The organism is Aeromonas sp. PS2Canimalfood6, from assembly GCF_048276795.1.
Classification (GTDB): Bacteria; Pseudomonadota; Gammaproteobacteria; order Enterobacterales; family Aeromonadaceae; genus Aeromonas; species Aeromonas caviae.
Map to the genome: position 1 here is coordinate 16,558 of NZ_JBLUXC010000013.1, position 15,024 is coordinate 31,581.

16 protein-coding genes are annotated in these 15,024 nt (G+C 62.1%); 10 read left to right on the forward strand and 6 right to left on the reverse strand.

What is annotated here, in order from left to right:
- Positions 1-9 precede the first annotated feature (9 nt).
- From ACNPAA_RS07780 to ACNPAA_RS07795, 4 genes are all read left to right on the forward strand, one after another.
- Positions 10-738 carry a glutamine amidotransferase-related protein gene (locus ACNPAA_RS07780; protein WP_010672496.1) on the forward strand — a complete coding sequence of 243 codons (729 nt, stop codon included), beginning with the start codon at positions 10-12 and terminating at the stop codon, positions 736-738.
- A gap of 153 nt (positions 739-891) precedes the next feature.
- Entirely contained in the window at positions 892-1,863 is a 972-nt protein-coding gene (locus ACNPAA_RS07785; RefSeq protein ID WP_041212153.1) for a LysR substrate-binding domain-containing protein, read from the forward strand.
- 60 nt (positions 1,864-1,923) lie between these two features.
- A complete protein-coding gene (locus ACNPAA_RS07790; RefSeq protein ID WP_010672498.1) occupies positions 1,924-2,763 on the forward strand; it encodes a PfkB family carbohydrate kinase in 840 nt (279 codons plus the stop codon).
- A 275-nt stretch (positions 2,764-3,038) separates the two neighbouring features.
- On the forward strand, positions 3,039-3,491 hold the full coding sequence (locus tag ACNPAA_RS07795) for an Rrf2 family transcriptional regulator (RefSeq protein ID WP_010672499.1): 453 nt from the start codon (positions 3,039-3,041) through the stop codon (positions 3,489-3,491).
- 52 nt (positions 3,492-3,543) lie between these two features.
- On the opposite strand, the gene ACNPAA_RS07800 is transcribed toward ACNPAA_RS07795, so the two are convergent.
- Positions 3,544-4,056, reverse strand: a complete 513-nt coding sequence (locus ACNPAA_RS07800) for a ferredoxin-type protein NapF (RefSeq protein WP_010672500.1) — start codon at positions 4,054-4,056, stop codon at positions 3,544-3,546.
- Positions 4,057-4,193: 137 nt separating this feature from the next.
- Here ACNPAA_RS07800 and ACNPAA_RS07805 point away from each other — a divergent pair, with 137 nt between their 5' ends.
- Positions 4,194-4,409, forward strand: a complete 216-nt coding sequence (locus ACNPAA_RS07805; protein WP_201956029.1) for a hypothetical protein — start codon at positions 4,194-4,196, stop codon at positions 4,407-4,409.
- Positions 4,406-5,737 carry a DNA recombination protein RmuC gene (rmuC, locus tag ACNPAA_RS07810; protein WP_201872914.1) on the forward strand — a complete coding sequence of 444 codons (1,332 nt, stop codon included), beginning with the start codon at positions 4,406-4,408 and terminating at the stop codon, positions 5,735-5,737. Before ACNPAA_RS07805 ends, rmuC begins: the two co-directional genes overlap by 4 nt.
- Before the next feature lie 82 nt (positions 5,738-5,819).
- On the opposite strand, the gene ACNPAA_RS07815 is transcribed toward rmuC, so the two are convergent.
- From ACNPAA_RS07815 to def, 5 genes are all read right to left on the reverse strand, one after another.
- Positions 5,820-7,262: a TrkH family potassium uptake protein gene (locus ACNPAA_RS07815; RefSeq protein WP_201871912.1), complete on the reverse strand. Its 1,443-nt coding sequence runs from the start codon at positions 7,260-7,262 to the stop codon at positions 5,820-5,822.
- 93 nt (positions 7,263-7,355) lie between these two features.
- A complete protein-coding gene (gene trkA / locus ACNPAA_RS07820; RefSeq protein WP_010672504.1) occupies positions 7,356-8,732 on the reverse strand; it encodes a Trk system potassium transporter TrkA in 1,377 nt (458 codons plus the stop codon).
- 74 nt (positions 8,733-8,806) lie between these two features.
- Positions 8,807-10,099, reverse strand: a complete 1,293-nt coding sequence (gene rsmB / locus ACNPAA_RS07825; RefSeq protein WP_417891675.1) for a 16S rRNA (cytosine(967)-C(5))-methyltransferase RsmB — start codon at positions 10,097-10,099, stop codon at positions 8,807-8,809.
- A gap of 60 nt (positions 10,100-10,159) precedes the next feature.
- A complete protein-coding gene (gene fmt / locus ACNPAA_RS07830) occupies positions 10,160-11,104 on the reverse strand; it encodes a methionyl-tRNA formyltransferase (RefSeq protein ID WP_104452041.1) in 945 nt (314 codons plus the stop codon).
- A 12-nt stretch (positions 11,105-11,116) separates the two neighbouring features.
- A complete protein-coding gene (gene def, locus ACNPAA_RS07835; RefSeq protein WP_010672507.1) occupies positions 11,117-11,629 on the reverse strand; it encodes a peptide deformylase in 513 nt (170 codons plus the stop codon).
- A gap of 108 nt (positions 11,630-11,737) precedes the next feature.
- On the opposite strand from def, the gene ACNPAA_RS07840 reads away from it, so the two are divergent.
- The 4 genes from ACNPAA_RS07840 to ACNPAA_RS07855 are packed head-to-tail and all read left to right on the forward strand — an operon-like array spanning position 11,738 to position 15,022.
- Entirely contained in the window at positions 11,738-12,826 is a 1,089-nt protein-coding gene (locus ACNPAA_RS07840; RefSeq protein ID WP_128345206.1) for a LysM peptidoglycan-binding domain-containing protein, read from the forward strand.
- Position 12,827: 1 nt separating this feature from the next.
- Positions 12,828-13,943 carry a DNA-processing protein DprA gene (gene dprA, locus ACNPAA_RS07845; protein WP_134996691.1) on the forward strand — a complete coding sequence of 372 codons (1,116 nt, stop codon included), beginning with the start codon at positions 12,828-12,830 and terminating at the stop codon, positions 13,941-13,943.
- Positions 13,936-14,409, forward strand: coding sequence for a DUF494 family protein (locus ACNPAA_RS07850; RefSeq protein ID WP_010672510.1), 474 nt, complete (start codon positions 13,936-13,938; stop codon positions 14,407-14,409). Before dprA ends, ACNPAA_RS07850 begins: the two co-directional genes overlap by 8 nt.
- A 55-nt stretch (positions 14,410-14,464) precedes the next feature.
- The gene (locus ACNPAA_RS07855) at positions 14,465-15,022 is read left to right on the forward strand and encodes a type I DNA topoisomerase (protein WP_045522424.1); all 558 of its coding nucleotides are present in this window, start codon (positions 14,465-14,467) and stop codon (positions 15,020-15,022) included.
- The last annotated feature ends 2 nt before the right edge of the window (positions 15,023-15,024 follow it).

Consider the following 15,024-nt stretch of genomic DNA (forward strand, 5'->3'; position numbering starts at 1 on the left):
GAGTAACAGATGCGACTGGGTATTCTCGATTGTGACCGGCTGGACCCCGATTTGGTGGGGGATTTTGGTCCCGTTTACTCCGAGATGTTTATCAAGGGTTTCCGGGCGTTGGCCCCCGAGCTGGAATTTCGGGTCTGGTCCGCCCTCGACGGCGATCTGCCCCCGGATCTGACCGAATGCGATGCCTGGCTCATCACCGGCTCGCGTCACGACGCCTACAGTGACATCCCCTGGATCCTGGCGCTGCGCGACTGGATCCGCCGGGCCCACGATGCCAACGTCAAGCTGGCCGGGGTCTGCTTCGGCCATCAGGTGATCGCCCAGGCGCTGGGAGGGGAGGTGATGAAGTCCACCAAGGGGTGGGGTCTGGGGGTGTCGGTCCATGCCATGCAGACGACAAAACCCTGGATGGCGCCGGGTCTGGACACCATCCGCATCCTGGCAAGCCACCAGGATCAGGTGGAGCAGCTTCCGCCGGGGGCGACCCTGCTCGCGGGCAACGACTTCTGCCCCAACTTCATGTTCCTGCAGGGGGATCACATCGTCGCCATCCAGGGGCACCCGGAATTCTCGGTGGCGTACAACCGGGCCCTGATCGAGCGGCGACGGGACAGGCTGCCCGATGCACATTACCAGAGCAGTCTCTCTTCCCTGGAAGGGGAGGTGGATTCAGCCACCATGATGCAGTGGCTGCTGCAGTTCCTCGGCATCCTGCCGATCGGGGCCGACGCGCGCTGAACCCCGTTTGTCATATCCACCGCGCTGATGCTAGATTTTGTAGCAAAATGAAGGATCAAGCGGCGATATGCCCAGTCCGGATGATACACTGGCCGCCATTTTTGGCGGCCTAGTCCATCGACGAGCGCCGCGTCAGTCTGTGAGGGGGCAACCTTGAAACTACAGCAGTTGAAGTATCTGATCGCGGTGCGGGACCACAATCTCAACGTCTCCGTTGCCTCCGATGCGCTCTATACCAGCCAGCCTGGGGTGAGCAAGCAGATCGGCTTGCTGGAGAGCGAGCTGGGGGTGCGCATCTTCGAGCGCCGCGGCAAGCACCTGCACCGGATCACCCCGGTGGGGGAGGAGATCATCAAGTGTGCCGAGGCCATGCTCAATATCGAGAGCAAGATCAAGGCCATCTCCCGGGAGTACCTGGATCCGACCGTGGGCACCCTCAACATCCACACCACCCACACCATCGCCCGCTACCTGCTGCCGAAAAGCGTCACCTACTTCACCAAAAAGTACCCCAAGATCTCGTTCCACCTGCATCCTGTGATGTCCGCCACCAAGGAACAGATCAGCAAGGGATACTCGGATTTTTCCATCGTGGCCCACGAGATAGGCTTCGACAAGGAGCTGATCGCGCTGCCCGCCTACCTCTGGACCCTCTCCCTGGTGGTGCCCCAGGAGCACCCCCTGGCCAAGGTGAAGAAGCCGACCCTGGAGCAGCTCTGCCAGTATCCCATCCTGAGCTACGAGAGCGGTGCCACCGGGCGTCAGGTGCAGGACAGGGTGTTCCAGGCGGCTGGCCTCACTCCCAACTACTACATGACGGTGATGGATGCCGGCGTCATCAAGCGCTACGTGGAGCTAGGCTTTGGCATCGGCATCATCTCCTCCCTGGTAGCCAACGATAGCGATGCCCCCGGCCTCGTGGCCATCAATCTGGAGCACCTGTTCGAGCCCTGCCCGGCCCAGATCTGCTTCAGCAAGAGCATCCTCTTGCAGAACTACATGTATGACTTCATCAGCTCCTTCTCCCCCCATCTCACCAAGGAGATGATCCAGAACGTGATGCAGCAGCCGACCCAGGCGCGCATCGACGAGCTGTTGTCAGGGGTGGAGCTGCCCGTCTACTGATCCCGCTTCCGTTTCTGTGCCGGCACCCCGGGGTGCCGGCCTCCTCCCGCCGAGGTTTCCATGTCCCGCATCCTGCTGCTCGCCAATCTCAACTGTGATCATGTGCTCTCCCTGGCCGAACCCCTGGTGGCGGGGGCGCGGCTGCAATACGTGGATCAGGGGCGCAGACTCGGCGGCGGCGCCGCCAATACCGGCATCGGACTGGTGTGGGCGGGGCACGAGGTGATCATCGCCTCCCGGGTCGGGCTGGACGACACCGGTGACTGGCTGCTGGAGCAGGCGGCCTCATACGGCCTGGATTGCAGCCATGTGGAACGCTTTGGCGGCGAGACCGGCGAGCTGCTGGTGCTGGTGGACGCCACCGGTGAGCGCACCATCCTCAGGCGCCCACGTCGTCCGGATCTGCCGGGGGATCTGCCGACCGAAGGGGTGGACTGCCTCTATGTGAACTATCCGGGCACCGCCATCGTGGGCTACATGCGCCAGATGCTCGCCAAGAGTTTCGTGGTGGCCCAGTATCCCAAGGGGGGGCAGGCCCGCCGCCCCTGCCACGTGCTGGTGGCCTCCCGCTCCGATCTCGGCGAGGTGAGCGACCCCTGGCAGCATGCCCGCCAGCTCGCGGGGGATCAGCTCGAATGGCTGGTGCTGACCGAGGGCAAGGCGGGAGCCGTGGCCATTCACGGGGAGGAGCAGGTCAGGGTGGCGGCGCGACCGGTCTCCGTTGTGGATACCACGGGGGCGGGGGATGCCTTCGCGGGCGGCCTCATCCACGGTCTTGCGCGGGGTATGGCCATGGCCGATGCGTTGCAGTGCGCCGTGGACTGGGGCGCCTTCGCGGTGGCTTCCGAGAGCTCCATCCCCTCCCAGGCGCTGCGCAACTGGCTGAAACAGCCCCACTGAACTCGCCGGACAACGGCTCCGGCGATGGCAGAGGAGGGGGGGATTTGTCGACGGAAACCGCCAAAACCCCTCGCCGAGGCGGCAAGTTTGCGATCAATCAAAGAAAGTGTCGATTTATGTACATCTTCGTCGACACCCGCCCGGGCTGCTCTTACCCTTGTGACTTCACGACTCGGTCGAAGAAGCCCATCCCGTGCACACGCATGTGCAGACCCCCTCTTTGGCCACCGGCTGTCGTCCTGATTTCTGGCTTGTAGTAAGAGGCAAGTGCGACCATGCAACTGACACGATTTACCGACTACGCCCTGCGTACCCTGACCTTCCTGGCCATCCAGCCCGGTGATCGCCTGTCGACCATCACGGAAGTGGCCGACACCTTCGCCATCTCCCGCAATCACGTGGTCAAGATAGTGCATCAGCTCGGCATCAAAGGTTACATCGAGACGGTGCGTGGCAAGCATGGGGGCATCCGCCTCGGCCGTGCCGCCGTCTCCATCAACCTGCGCGATGTGGTGATGGACATGGAGCACGTGCTCTGCCCGGTGGACTGCAAGCGCGAAAACTGCCGTCTCTCCGGGGGCTGCCGCATCCAGGGCATTCTACGCCGCGCCATGCACGCCTTCCTGGAGGTGCTGGGGGAGTACACTTTGGCGGATGCGGTGCGGGATCCCACTCGTCTGTGCCACCTTCTCGGTATAGAGCAGGATAATATCCTGACCATGGCATGATGCCACGGTGAATGACAGAGGGGCCTGCGGGCCCCTCTGTCATTGCCAGCGATCAGAGCTGGGGCACAAGGGTGATGGCTCCGTGCAGACAGGCGAGGCCGCAAGCGCCGCAGCCATCGCAGGCGGCCATGTTGACGGTCACTCCCTCGCTGCCGACCTTGATCGCCTGCTGGGGGCAGGCATCTTCGCACAGCAGGCAGTAGTAGCCCTGACGGGCCTGGCAGCTCGCCTCTATCCTGACCCGGGTCTGCACCTGACGGCCGAGGCAGAGATCCAGTGCGCCCGTGGGGCAGGCTCTGGCGCAGCTGCCGCAATAGCTGCACTGGCCACAGGCGAGATCCAGCACTGGGGTACCGGCGATGGGGCTGCCGTCATATTCGGGGCGATCGGCGGGCTTGATGAGGCCGTTGGGACACGCCTTGAAGCAGTCGCCACAACGGGTGCAGAGGGTGAGGAACTGGGACTCGTCGATGGCCCAGGGCGGGCGTGCCTCATGGCAGACCACCTCGGGTCTGCGGGGGCTCCCCCATGCGTGTGCCAGCCAGCGACAGAAAAAATGCGTCATGCCCACCCCTATACCTATTAGGGGTTAACTTTATCCAGTTTTAGGCCGGCAAGCCAGAGAATAGCGGCGGGCAGGATCGCAAGCCGGGTTGCCCTTGTGTAAGCTAGGCGGGTCTTTTTGCGGGATTGAATGAACTCATGTGGCTATTTCTGTGGCGTGCTTCTCTGCTCTATGTCTTCCCCCTGCTGATGTGGGTCTACTGCCATCTCAAGGGTATCGAGTTCAGTGAACTGGATACCGGGGTCAACAGCCACAAGTGGGTGGTGCTGGCGGCCTACCTGCTCTATGTGCTGATCTGGTTGCTGCTCAACCGCTATCTCGAACTCTTCCTGCGCCAGCGGGGGCGCCGATGACCCCGCTGCTGACCTGGTGGCCTGCCATGCTGGCTGGCGGGCTGGCGCTGCTGTTCGGCTGGTGGTGGGGGCGGCGCAGCGGCCGTGAAGAGGCGCTGCTGCTGGAGGAGCGTTATCAGGGGTTGCAGGATCGCTGGGACGCGCTGCAGGACGAGAAGATGCTGGCTCAGCAGAAGCTGGATCAGCAGCAGACCCTATTGCTCAAGCTCACCGCCCGTCTCAAGGAGGCCGAGGCGACCCTGCGCAGCGAACGCATCGCCAGCGCCGAGAAGCTGCAACTGCAACAAGAGGCTGAACAGCGCCTCAGCCAACAGTTCGAGAACCTCGCCAATCGTATCTTTGAACAAAATGCTGGAAACTTCCGCGAACTGAATCAGAACAGCATGGATCTCCTGCTGACTCCACTCAAGGAGCAGTTGGAGGGCTTTCGCCGCCAGGTGGGAGAGACCCACGCCCAGGAGACGGCCCAGCGCCACAACCTCAAGTTCGAGCTGGAGCGCCTTGCCGAGCTCAACGCCCGCATGACCGAAGAGGCGGCGGCGCTGACCCGGGCCCTCAAGGGCGACAGCAAGCAACAGGGCAACTGGGGGGAGGTGGTGCTGGCGCGGATCCTCTCCGAGTGCGGCCTGCGCGAGGGGCATGAGTACCACACCCAGGTCAACATCGAGGTGGAGAAGGGCAAGCGCTACCAGCCCGACGTCATCGTTCACCTGCCCCAGGAGAAGGACATCATCATCGACGCCAAGGTGTCGCTGACCGCCTATGAGCGCTGGTACAACGCCGCTGACGATCTGGAGAAGGCGGTGGCGCTCAAGGAGCATGTCGCCTCGGTGCGCAACCATATCCGCGAGCTGGGCCGCAAGGATTACCAGCAGTTGCCCGGGGTGCGCACCCTGGACTATGTGCTGATGTTCGTGGCGGTGGAGCCTGCCTTCCTCGCTGCCCTGGAAGCGGACCCTTCCCTGGTGCGCTACGGGCTGGAACACAACATCCTGCTGGTGAGCCCCACCAACCTGATGGTGGCGCTGCGCACCATAGAGAACCTGTGGCGCTACGAGCGGCAGAACCAGAACTCGCGCCAGATAGCGGAGCGGGCCGGCCGCCTCTACGAGAAGCTGCGGCTGTTCGTGGAGGAGATGCAGCAGATGGGGGGCAGCCTGCACAAGGCGCAGGAGAGCTACGACAAGGCGATGGGCCGGCTGGTCAACGGTCGTGGCAACCTGATCGCCCAGGCTGAGCGCTTTCGCGAGCTGGGGGTCGAGGTGACCAAGCCCTTGCCGGACGCGCTGGTGGACAGGGCGCTGGAGCGGGAGGAGTCGGCGGACTGAGGGGAGTCGTCATTCGCCGGGACAACGAAAAGGGCAGCCATTGGCTGCCCTTTTCGTTTCATGCAACAGCCTGGACGGCTGCTTATTGCTTCCAGAAGGAGGGGAAGAAGAGCACCGCCACCGTCAGGATCTCGAGGCGTCCCAGCAGCATGCCGAACGACAGTATCCACTTGGCCGCATCCGGCAGGCTGGCGAAGTTGGTGCTGGGACCGATGACAGGCCCCATGCCCGGGCCCACGTTGGCCACGGCGGTGATGGAGCCCGAGATGGCGGTCAGGGGGTCCAGCCCGATGGCGGCGAGCAGGGCGGCGATCAGCAGGATGATGGCGAAGTAGACCAGCACGAAGGAGATCAGGGAGCGGATGATGGCGTCGTTGACCGGACGGCCGTTGTACTTCTGGGGAAACACGGCGGAGGGGTGCATCAGCTGGCGCATCTGTTTCTTGAACAGGGCAAAGGCCACCTGGACCCGGAAGATCTTGAGCCCGCCCGAGGTGGAGCCGGAGCAGGCGCCGAGTGCCAGCAGGATGATGAAGATAATGGTGGTGAGCGGCCCCCAGGTGCCGAAATCGCCGAGACCATAGCCTGTAGTGGTGAGCACAGAGACGATATTGAAGCTGCTGATGCGCAAGGCATCCATGAAGCCGTAGATGTCTCTTACCCAGAGGTAGAAGGTGACGACCACGGTGACCCAGACGATCAGCCAGAAGAAGCCCTGCACCTGGGCATCCTTGAACAGGCTGTTGTCACGGCGGGAGAGGGCCTGCACATAGAGCAGGAAGGGCAGACCGCCGAGGAACATGAAGAGAGTGCCTATCCAGTGCGCCGCGTGGGAGAAGTGGGACATGGATTGGTCCGAGGTGGAGTAGCCGCCCGTGCTGAGGGTCGTCATGGCGTGGTTGACCGCCTCGAACAGGTTCATGCCACTCACCCAGTAGGCGAGGAAGCAGAGCATGGAGAGTACCAGATAGACCAGCACTATGTTGTTGGCCACCGTTTTGGCGCGGGGGGCGCTCTTGTCGGACCAATCCGAGCTCTCGGTCTGGAACAGCTTCATGCCTCCGACGTTGAGGTAGGGCAGCACCGCCACCGCCATCACGATGAAGCCGACTCCGCCCAGCCACTGCAGGATGGATCGCCACAGCAGGATGCTGTGGGCCATGCCGTCGAGCCCCGACAGCACGGTGGATCCCGTGGTGGTGACCCCCGACATGGTCTCGAAGTAGGCGTCGGCAAAGTCGATACGGGTGATGAAGACGAAGGGCAGGGCCCCGAAGACGCAGGCGACCACCCAGACCGAGGTGGTGAGCAGGAACATCTCCCGCACGCCGAGGTGAAACTCTGCCTTGCGACCGTAATGGAGGCAGAGCAGAGCGGCACCATGGGTGATCAAGACCGACTTGAGAAATTCGACGAAACCTTCCGAACCGGTCAGCAGGGCCAGCAGGGTGGGCAGCCACATGAAGAGCGCCAGCTTGGAGAGCACCAGCCCGAGCGTGAAGACGATGGGATGCAGCTTGATCATGCAAGAAAACCTGGTCGTTGATTGAAAAAAGACCCGGACCTTTCCTGAGAAAAGGGGCCGGGTCCGGATACCGTTGCCAGAGACATGGCCGGCTTACAGGAAGAAGGGACTGGGCTGGAACAGACGCTCCACTTCCGGGATGTACTTTTTGTCCACCAGGAACATCACCACGTGGTCATCCTGCTGTATCTGGGTACGATCGTGGGCGATCAGCACCTCATCACCGCGCACCACTGCGCCTATGGTGGTGCCCGGGGGCAGCTTGAGCTCGCCCACCGTCTTGCCCACCACCTTGGAGGTGTTCTCGTCCCCGTGGGCGATCGCCTCGATGGCTTCGGCCGCCCCGCGGCGCAGGCTGTAGACGTTGGCGATGTCGGCACGGCGCACATGGGTCAGCAGGGCCGAGATGGTGGCCTGCTGGGGGGAGATGGCGATGTCGATGGAGCCACCCTGTACCAGGTCCACGTAGGCGCCGCGCTGGATCAGCACCATGGTCTTCTTGGCCCCCATCTTTTTGGCGAGCAGGGCTGACATGATGTTGGCCTCATCCTCGTTGGTCACCGCGATGAAGACGTCGATCTGGTCGATGTGCTCCTCCGCCAGCAGCTCCTGATCCGCCGCATCGCCGCAGAAGACAATGGTGTGTTCCAGATGCTCGGAGAGCTGCTCCGCCCGCTTCTGGTTGCGCTCGATGAGCTTGACGCTGTAGCGCTTCTCTAGCTGGCGGGCGAGGCCGGCGCCTATGTTGCCGCCGCCGACGATCATGATGCGCCGGTAGGGGCTCTCGAGGCGTTGCAGTTCAGACATCACGGCACGGATATGGCCCGCCGCAGCTACGAAGAACACCTCGTCATCGGCTTCGATGATGGTGGTGCCCTGGGGGCGGATGGAGCGCCCCTGGCGGAAGATGGCGGCGACCCGGGTTTCGATGTTGGGCATGTGTTCCCGCAGGGTGGAGAGCGCATTGCCCACCAGGGGGCCGCCGTAATAGGCCTTGACCGCCACCAGGCCCACCTTGCCGTCGGCAAAATCCACCACCTGCAACGCCCCCGGATACTCGATCAGGCGACGCACATAGTCGGTCACCAACTGCTCGGGGGCGATCAGGTGATCCACGGGGACGGATTCGGGCAGGAACAGGCGATCCCGCTCCACCAGATAGGCGGGGGAGCGAATGCGCGCCACCTTGTTCGGGGTGTTGAACAGGGAGTAGGCGACCTGGCAGGCGACCATGTTGGTCTCGTCGCTGTTGGTGACGGCGACCAGCATGTCGGCATCCTGGGCGCCGGCTTCGCGCAGCACCCTGGGATGGGCGCCGTGGCCATTCACCACCCGCAGGTCGAATTTGTCCTGCAGTTCGCGCAGGCGCTCACTGTCGGTGTCGACGATGGTGATGTCGTTGTTCTCGCCGGCGAGATTCTCGGCCAGGGTGCCACCCACCTGACCTGCGCCCAGAATGATGATTTTCATAAGGCCATCTTACTCAAGGTTGTTGCTTCGTAATGAGGCGGCCCGTCACCGGGCCTGCCATCCGCCGGTTCGGCCTACAGCTTGATGAGCTTGGCATAGTAGAAGCCGTCCATCTCCGCCTCGCCGGGCAGGAACTGGCGACCCGGACAGGCCGGGGTGTCTTCTGCATGCAACGGCACCAGGCGGGCATCCGGGGTATCGGCCAGGAAGGCGCGGATCTGCTCCCGGTTCTCTTCCGGCAACACGGAGCAGGTGGCGTAGAGCAGGGTGCCGCCCTGCTTCAGCTTGCCCCAGAGGGCGTCGAGAATGCGGCGTTGCAGCTCGGCCAGTTCGCGGATGTCCTGATCCCGGCGCAACCACTTGATGTCGGGGTGACGACGGATGACGCCGGTGGCGGAGCAGGGGGCATCCAGCAGGATGCGGTCGAACTGCCCCCGTGGCCACCACAGATCCGGCGTGCTTGCATCACCGTGGATCACTCGGGCCTGAAGGCCGATACGATCCAGGTTCTCCTGCACCCGCTTGAGGCGGTTGTCGTCGGCGTCGACGGCAACCACGCCGGCAAGGGCCGGCTGGCGTTCCAGCAGGTGGGCGGTTTTGCCGCCGGGGGCGGCGCAGGCGTCCAGCACCCACTCGCCCGGCTGGGTATCGAGCAGGGCGGCGGCCTGCTGGGCGGCACCGTCCTGCACCGAGCAGTCACCCTGCTCGAAGCCGGGCAGCTTGGTCACGTCGCAGGGGCGCTCCAGCAGGATGCAATCTTCCCCTTCCACACCGGCCATGGCCGGGATGCCCGCCTCGCTCATGCGGGCCAGCATGGCCTCGCGGCTCTGGCGCTGGCTGTTGTTGCGGATCCACATGGGCGGGCGCTGGTTGTTGGCCTCCATGATGAACTCCCAGTCATCGGGATAGGCCTGACGCAGGCGCTTGGTGAGCCATTCGGGGTGGCCGAGGCGGACGCTGGGAACGCGGTCGATGCGCAGCAGGATCACTTCGGCGCTGCGCTGGAAGTTGCGCAGTACGCCGTTGATGAGGCCGCGCAGAGAAGAACCCTTGAGCAGCTTGACGGCGTTGACGGTCTCGGCCACGGCGGCGTGAGCCGGAATGCGGGTATAGATGAGCTGGTAGAGGCCGACCAGGATGAGGTAGTGGAAGATGCGGCTCTTGTTCTTGAGCGGCTTGTCCATCATCTCGCTGACCGCCGCATCGAGACGGGGCAGCCAGCGCAGGGTGCCGTAGCAGAGTTCTTGCAGGAGGGCGCGATCGCGAGGGGCGACCTTCTCCTGGGCAGCAGGCAGAACGGCGGAGAGAGATTGACCCTGATCCAGCACCTGTTGAATGACGAGAGCAGCCTGTGCGCGTGTTTTCATAGCGTTACCTTAGATGCACAAGTCGGGGCCAGGGCCCCGCTTGTGTCAATTCAATCCAGATCAAATCAGTTGCGTGCCAGGTTCAAACCAGTCGCGGCGAGAGTTGAGCAGATCCGAAACGGACATGGCCTTCTTGCCGGGAGGTTGCAGGGTCAGCAGGCGCAGCACGCCCTGACCGGTGGCAACCTCGATCCCCTGCTTGTCGGCCTTGAGCAGGGTGCCGACTGCCTGGCCGTGATCTTGTGCGACGACCTCGGCCTGCCACACCTTGACGGTCTGGCCGGCGACTTCAAACCAGCTGATGGGCCAGGGGTTGAAGGCACGGATGCAGCGTTCGATGGCAACGGCGTCCATCGACCAGTCGATGCGGGCCTCTTCCTTGGAGAGCTTCTCGGCGTAGTTGGCCAGCGCATCGTCCTGGGGCTCGGCAGCGGTGTCGCCGGCAGCCATGGCGTCCAGGGTATCGACCAGTGCCTGCGGGCCCAGACCGGCCAGCTTGTCATAGAGGCTGGCAGAGGTCTCATCACTGGCGATGGGGCAGGTTACCTTGCGGATCATGGCGCCGGTATCCAGCCCCACATCCATCTGCATGATGGTGACGCCGGTTTCGGCATCCCCCGCCCAGATGGAGCGTTGAATCGGGGCGGCACCGCGCCAGCGCGGCAGCAGGGAGCCGTGCACGTTGATGCAACCCAGACGCGGCGTATCGAGCACCGCCTTGGGGAGGATGAGGCCATAAGCCACGACGACCATCAGATCGGCACCCAGAGCGGCCAGTTCGGCTTGCGCCGCTTCATTGCGCAGGGAGGCAGGTTGATAGACCGGCAGATCGTGGGCCAGCGCCAGCTCCTTGACCGGGCTGGCAGTGAGCTTCTGGCCGCGACCGGCGGGCTTGTCCGGCTGGGTATAAACGGCGACGACCTCGTGGCCGGAAGACAACAACGCCGCCAGATGACGGGCGGCGAAGTCGGGGGTACCGGCAAAAATCAGTTTCAGCTTGTTCAATGGAGCGGATCCTCAGAGGACTTTGCGATCTTCACGGGCCATCTTTTCCAGCTTCTGACGAATGCGCTGGCGCTTGAGCGGGGACAAGTAATCCACAAACAGCTTGCCGACCAGATGATCCATCTCATGTTGTATGCAGATGGCGAGCAGATCGTCCGCTTCCAGCTCGAAGGTGTTGCCGTGGCGATCTTGCGCCCTGACCTTGACCCACTCGGCGCGCGGAACCAGAGCACGGTTGCCGGGCACGGAGAGGCAGCCCTCTTCGATGCCGGTGCTGCCGGACTGTTCCAGGATCTCCGGGTTGATCAACACCAGCTGTTCTTCGCGGTTCTCGGAGACATCGATGACGATGATGCGCTGATGAATGTCGACCTGGGTCGCGGCCAGGCCGATGCCTTCCTCCGCGTACATGGTTTCGAACATATCATCTACAATGTGTTGTAACTCGGGTGTAAAGGCTTCGACAGGGGCCGCGACTGTGCGCAGACGCTCATCGGGGAAACGCAATACATCTAGAATGGCCATAATTTTTTCTTTAGTTTCATATAAACGCAGTCAATATTGACGTAATTCTAGTCATTTACGCCGACAAAAAACAGCAACACTTTGCGTGCAGAAGTAACAGGGAGTGTTATGTATCTGAAGCAAATCGTCGTCGCCTGCCTGGCGACAGCCTTGGCCGGTGGCGCCATGGCACAGCAGTTGACGCTCAAATCCGGTTACCCCGAGACTTATGTGGTGCAAAAAGGGGACACCCTCTGGGATATCTCGGGCCAGTATCTGGCCGAACCCTGGCTCTGGCCACGCCTCTGGAACATCAATCCGCAGATCGCCAATCCCCACTGGATCTATCCCGGTGACGTGCTGCACCTGAGCTGGGTCAATGGTGAGCCTCGGCTCGGCAAAGCCAGTCAGGGGGGCAAGCAGGTCATCCGTCTCTCGCCCAAGAACCGCTATGAAAACAAGGCCAATCCCATACCGACCCTGCCTCTGAGTGAGATAGCGCCCTTCCTGCAGACCGACCACATTCTGGCCAACAGCCAGCAGAGCAAGGACCTGCCCTATGTGCTCGGCAACAATGACAAGCATGTCGGGATGCTGGAGGGCGACATTCTCTATGTGAAAGGAGCCTTGAACCCGGGTCAGAGTTATGGCCTCTATCGCCCGGGGGTGGCATACAAGGACAAGCATACTGGCGAGTCGCTCGGTCAGGAGGCGATTTTTGTCGGCACGGTGCGGGCAGAGGAGTACCTTGCCCACGACACCACCAAAGTGACGCTGACCCATAACCGGCGTGAGGTGTATCAGGGCGACAAGGTGATGCCGCTGCCGTCGCAGGAGAGCATCTCTGCCGTGTTCATGCCAAAGGCGGCACCCTCCATTTCCCCCGGCTATGTGATCGAGCTGCCGAGCAAGGCACATGGTGGGGGCAAATTTGATGTGGTACTCATCAACAAGGGGGAGCGTGATCAGGTGGCCCCGGGCGATGTGCTCGAGATCCTGCGCCCAGGAGCCGAGATGGTGGACAAGAATGGCAAGGTGTCATACCGGGAATATTCATCCGTCTATGATAAGGCGTTCTATTCTGCCGGCAAGTCATCGCTGCCTGCCGAGGCCGTTGCCAGAGTCATGTTGTTCAAGGTCTACGACAAATTGAGTTACGGTCTTATCCTGCAGAGTCAGGATCTGGTCGGCTCTGGTTATCAGGTCAGTAATTTCTAACGTGTCCTTGCCACTGGAGCGGTTGTCGCTATGGCTGACGCTGGATGCCGTTACAGGCATAGGCCCGGTCACCGCCGCTCGCCTGCTGGCTCATGTGGGTGGTGACATCACAACTCTGTTTGACTCAGACGATGGCGCCCTGCGAGTTCTTGGTCTGCAGAGTGCCCAGATTCAGCAGATGAGATGGCCTCTTCCTGTCGTGGAGCAGGGATTGAGCTGGGCCGCCGAGCCCGGCAATCACCTCCTCTGTCCCGATGACCCCGCATATCCTGCCCTGCTCAAAGAGATCCCCGGCGCACCGCTCTTGCTCTACTGCCGCGGGAACGTCTCATCCCTCTCCCTGCCACAGTTGGCGATGGTGGGTACCCGCCACCCCACCTATGCCGGCAAAGACAATGCGACACGCTTGTGTGCCGAGTTGGTGGGCTGTGGTCTGGCGATCACCTCCGGCCTCGCGTTGGGCATCGATGGCGTCTGCCATCAGCAGGCGCTGGCATCGGGCGGAATCACCCTGGCGGTGCTGGGATCCGGTCTGGATTGTCTCTACCCCAAGCGTCATCAGGGGTTGGCGATGCAGATCCTCGAGCAGGAAGGTCTGCTTGTCTCCGAGTTGGCGCCCCAGCAAGGCCCCCTGGCTGAACACTTTCCTCGCCGCAACCGTATCATCAGTGGCCTGTCGCTGGGGACACTGGTGGTGGAAGCGGCAGAACAGAGTGGTTCGCTCATCACGGCCCGTTATGCGCTGGAGCAGGGCCGCGAGGTCTTTGCCGTTCCCGGCGCTCCGCAAAATGCACAGGCAGCAGGGTGCAACCGTCTGCTTCAACAGGGTGCCAAGCTGGTCTTGAATGCCGCCGATATCCTGGAAGAGTTTCCAAGGCTGGTCTTGCCCCCTGGACCCGCCAACGGTTCTTCCGAGGCGCAGCATAATAGCGAATTGCCTTATGCCGATTTGTTGGATAACGTAGATTATGAGACCACGAGCGTGGATACCGTTGCCGAACGGGCCCGGCTTCCTGTCGATGTCGTACTGGGCAGGTTGGTAGAGCTGGAGCTGGTTGGTGCAGTGATGGCGGTAGCCGGTGGATACGTCAGAGCGAGGAGGGCGAATCATGTTTGATGTATTGATGTACCTTTTCGAGACCTACATCCACAGCGATGCAGATGTGATGGTCGAGCAGGATGAACTCACCGACGAACTGAGCCGGGCCGGTTTCGACAAGGACGAGATCGAGAAAGCGCTCAACTGGCTGGAGCGACTGGCCAACCTGCACGACAGCGAGCGGGAAGTCTATGTCACCGCAAGCCAGCAGGGCTCTATGCGGATCTATGCGCCGCAGGAGCTGGTTCGCCTCAGTACTGAATGTCGCGGTTTTCTGCTGTTCCTGGAGCAGGCGCAAGTGTTGAATGCCGAAACCCGTGAAATCTGCATCGAACGGTTGCTCGAGCTGGACAAGCCGGACATCGAGCTGGACGATCTGAAGTGGGTCGTCATGATGGTGCTGTTCAATGTGCCAGGCAGTGAAAACGCCTACCAGCAGATGGAAGAGCTGGTGTTTGACGAGTCGGACGGCGTCATCCACTGACAGCCCGGTGCCGCGCTGGTAGAATTCAGGCCATCTGGATTTCAAGGCGCGGCCCATGTCAAAGATCGATCACCATCTCTTCTCTGCCCACGAACATGCCTTCGAGCGCGAGCCGTGCCCGCAGTGTGGTGCTGAACTGGTGATCCGCCAGGGCAAGCACGGTCCCTTCCTTGGTTGTTCAGCCTATCCCGCTTGCGATTACATTCGCTCCCTCACCCCCTCTGGCCGCGATATAGAGAAAGTGCTCGAGGGGTCGTCCTGTCCGGATTGTGGCCATCCACTGGCCATCAAGAAGGGTCGTTACGGTCTGTTTGTGGGATGTACCCAGTACCCGGCCTGTCAGCATATCGAATCCCTTCAGGAGAGTGACGATACCCAAATCCTCTGCCCGGAGTGTGGCAAAGGTCATCTGGTGAGCCGCACGTCCCGTTATGGCAAACAGTTCTACTCGTGTGACGCCTATCCTCACTGTAAGTATGTGGTGAATGACAAGCCGGTTCCCATACCCTGTCCCGAGTGTGGCTGGGGCATCATGATCGAAAAGAAGGTGCGGGGAAACCTGCGCTGGGTCTGCCCGCAAAAGAAATGCTCCCACCAGATTGAGCGGGTATAATC

What these genes read in the sequence shown, in the direction of transcription:
- ACNPAA_RS07790 (WP_010672498.1), top strand. Translation starts at nt 1,924, where the DNA reads ATGTCCCGCATCCTGCTGCTCGCCAATCTCAACTGTGATCATGTGCTC.
- ACNPAA_RS07840 (WP_128345206.1), top strand. Translation starts at nt 11,738, where the DNA reads ATGTATCTGAAGCAAATCGTCGTCGCCTGCCTGGCGACAGCCTTGGCC.
- ACNPAA_RS07815 (WP_201871912.1), bottom strand. Translation starts at nt 7,262, where the DNA reads ATGATCAAGCTGCATCCCATCGTCTTCACGCTCGGGCTGGTGCTCTCC.
- ACNPAA_RS07850 (WP_010672510.1), top strand. Translation starts at nt 13,936, where the DNA reads ATGTTTGATGTATTGATGTACCTTTTCGAGACCTACATCCACAGCGAT.
- ACNPAA_RS07780 (WP_010672496.1), top strand. Translation starts at nt 10, where the DNA reads ATGCGACTGGGTATTCTCGATTGTGACCGGCTGGACCCCGATTTGGTG.
- ACNPAA_RS07855 (WP_045522424.1), top strand. Translation starts at nt 14,465, where the DNA reads ATGTCAAAGATCGATCACCATCTCTTCTCTGCCCACGAACATGCCTTC.
- trkA (WP_010672504.1), bottom strand. Translation starts at nt 8,732, where the DNA reads ATGAAAATCATCATTCTGGGCGCAGGTCAGGTGGGTGGCACCCTGGCC.
- ACNPAA_RS07795 (WP_010672499.1), top strand. Translation starts at nt 3,039, where the DNA reads ATGCAACTGACACGATTTACCGACTACGCCCTGCGTACCCTGACCTTC.
- rmuC (WP_201872914.1), top strand. Translation starts at nt 4,406, where the DNA reads ATGACCCCGCTGCTGACCTGGTGGCCTGCCATGCTGGCTGGCGGGCTG.
- def (WP_010672507.1), bottom strand. Translation starts at nt 11,629, where the DNA reads ATGGCCATTCTAGATGTATTGCGTTTCCCCGATGAGCGTCTGCGCACA.
- ACNPAA_RS07805 (WP_201956029.1), top strand. Translation starts at nt 4,194, where the DNA reads ATGTGGCTATTTCTGTGGCGTGCTTCTCTGCTCTATGTCTTCCCCCTG.
- rsmB (WP_417891675.1), bottom strand. Translation starts at nt 10,099, where the DNA reads ATGAAAACACGCGCACAGGCTGCTCTCGTCATTCAACAGGTGCTGGAT.
- ACNPAA_RS07800 (WP_010672500.1), bottom strand. Translation starts at nt 4,056, where the DNA reads ATGACGCATTTTTTCTGTCGCTGGCTGGCACACGCATGGGGGAGCCCC.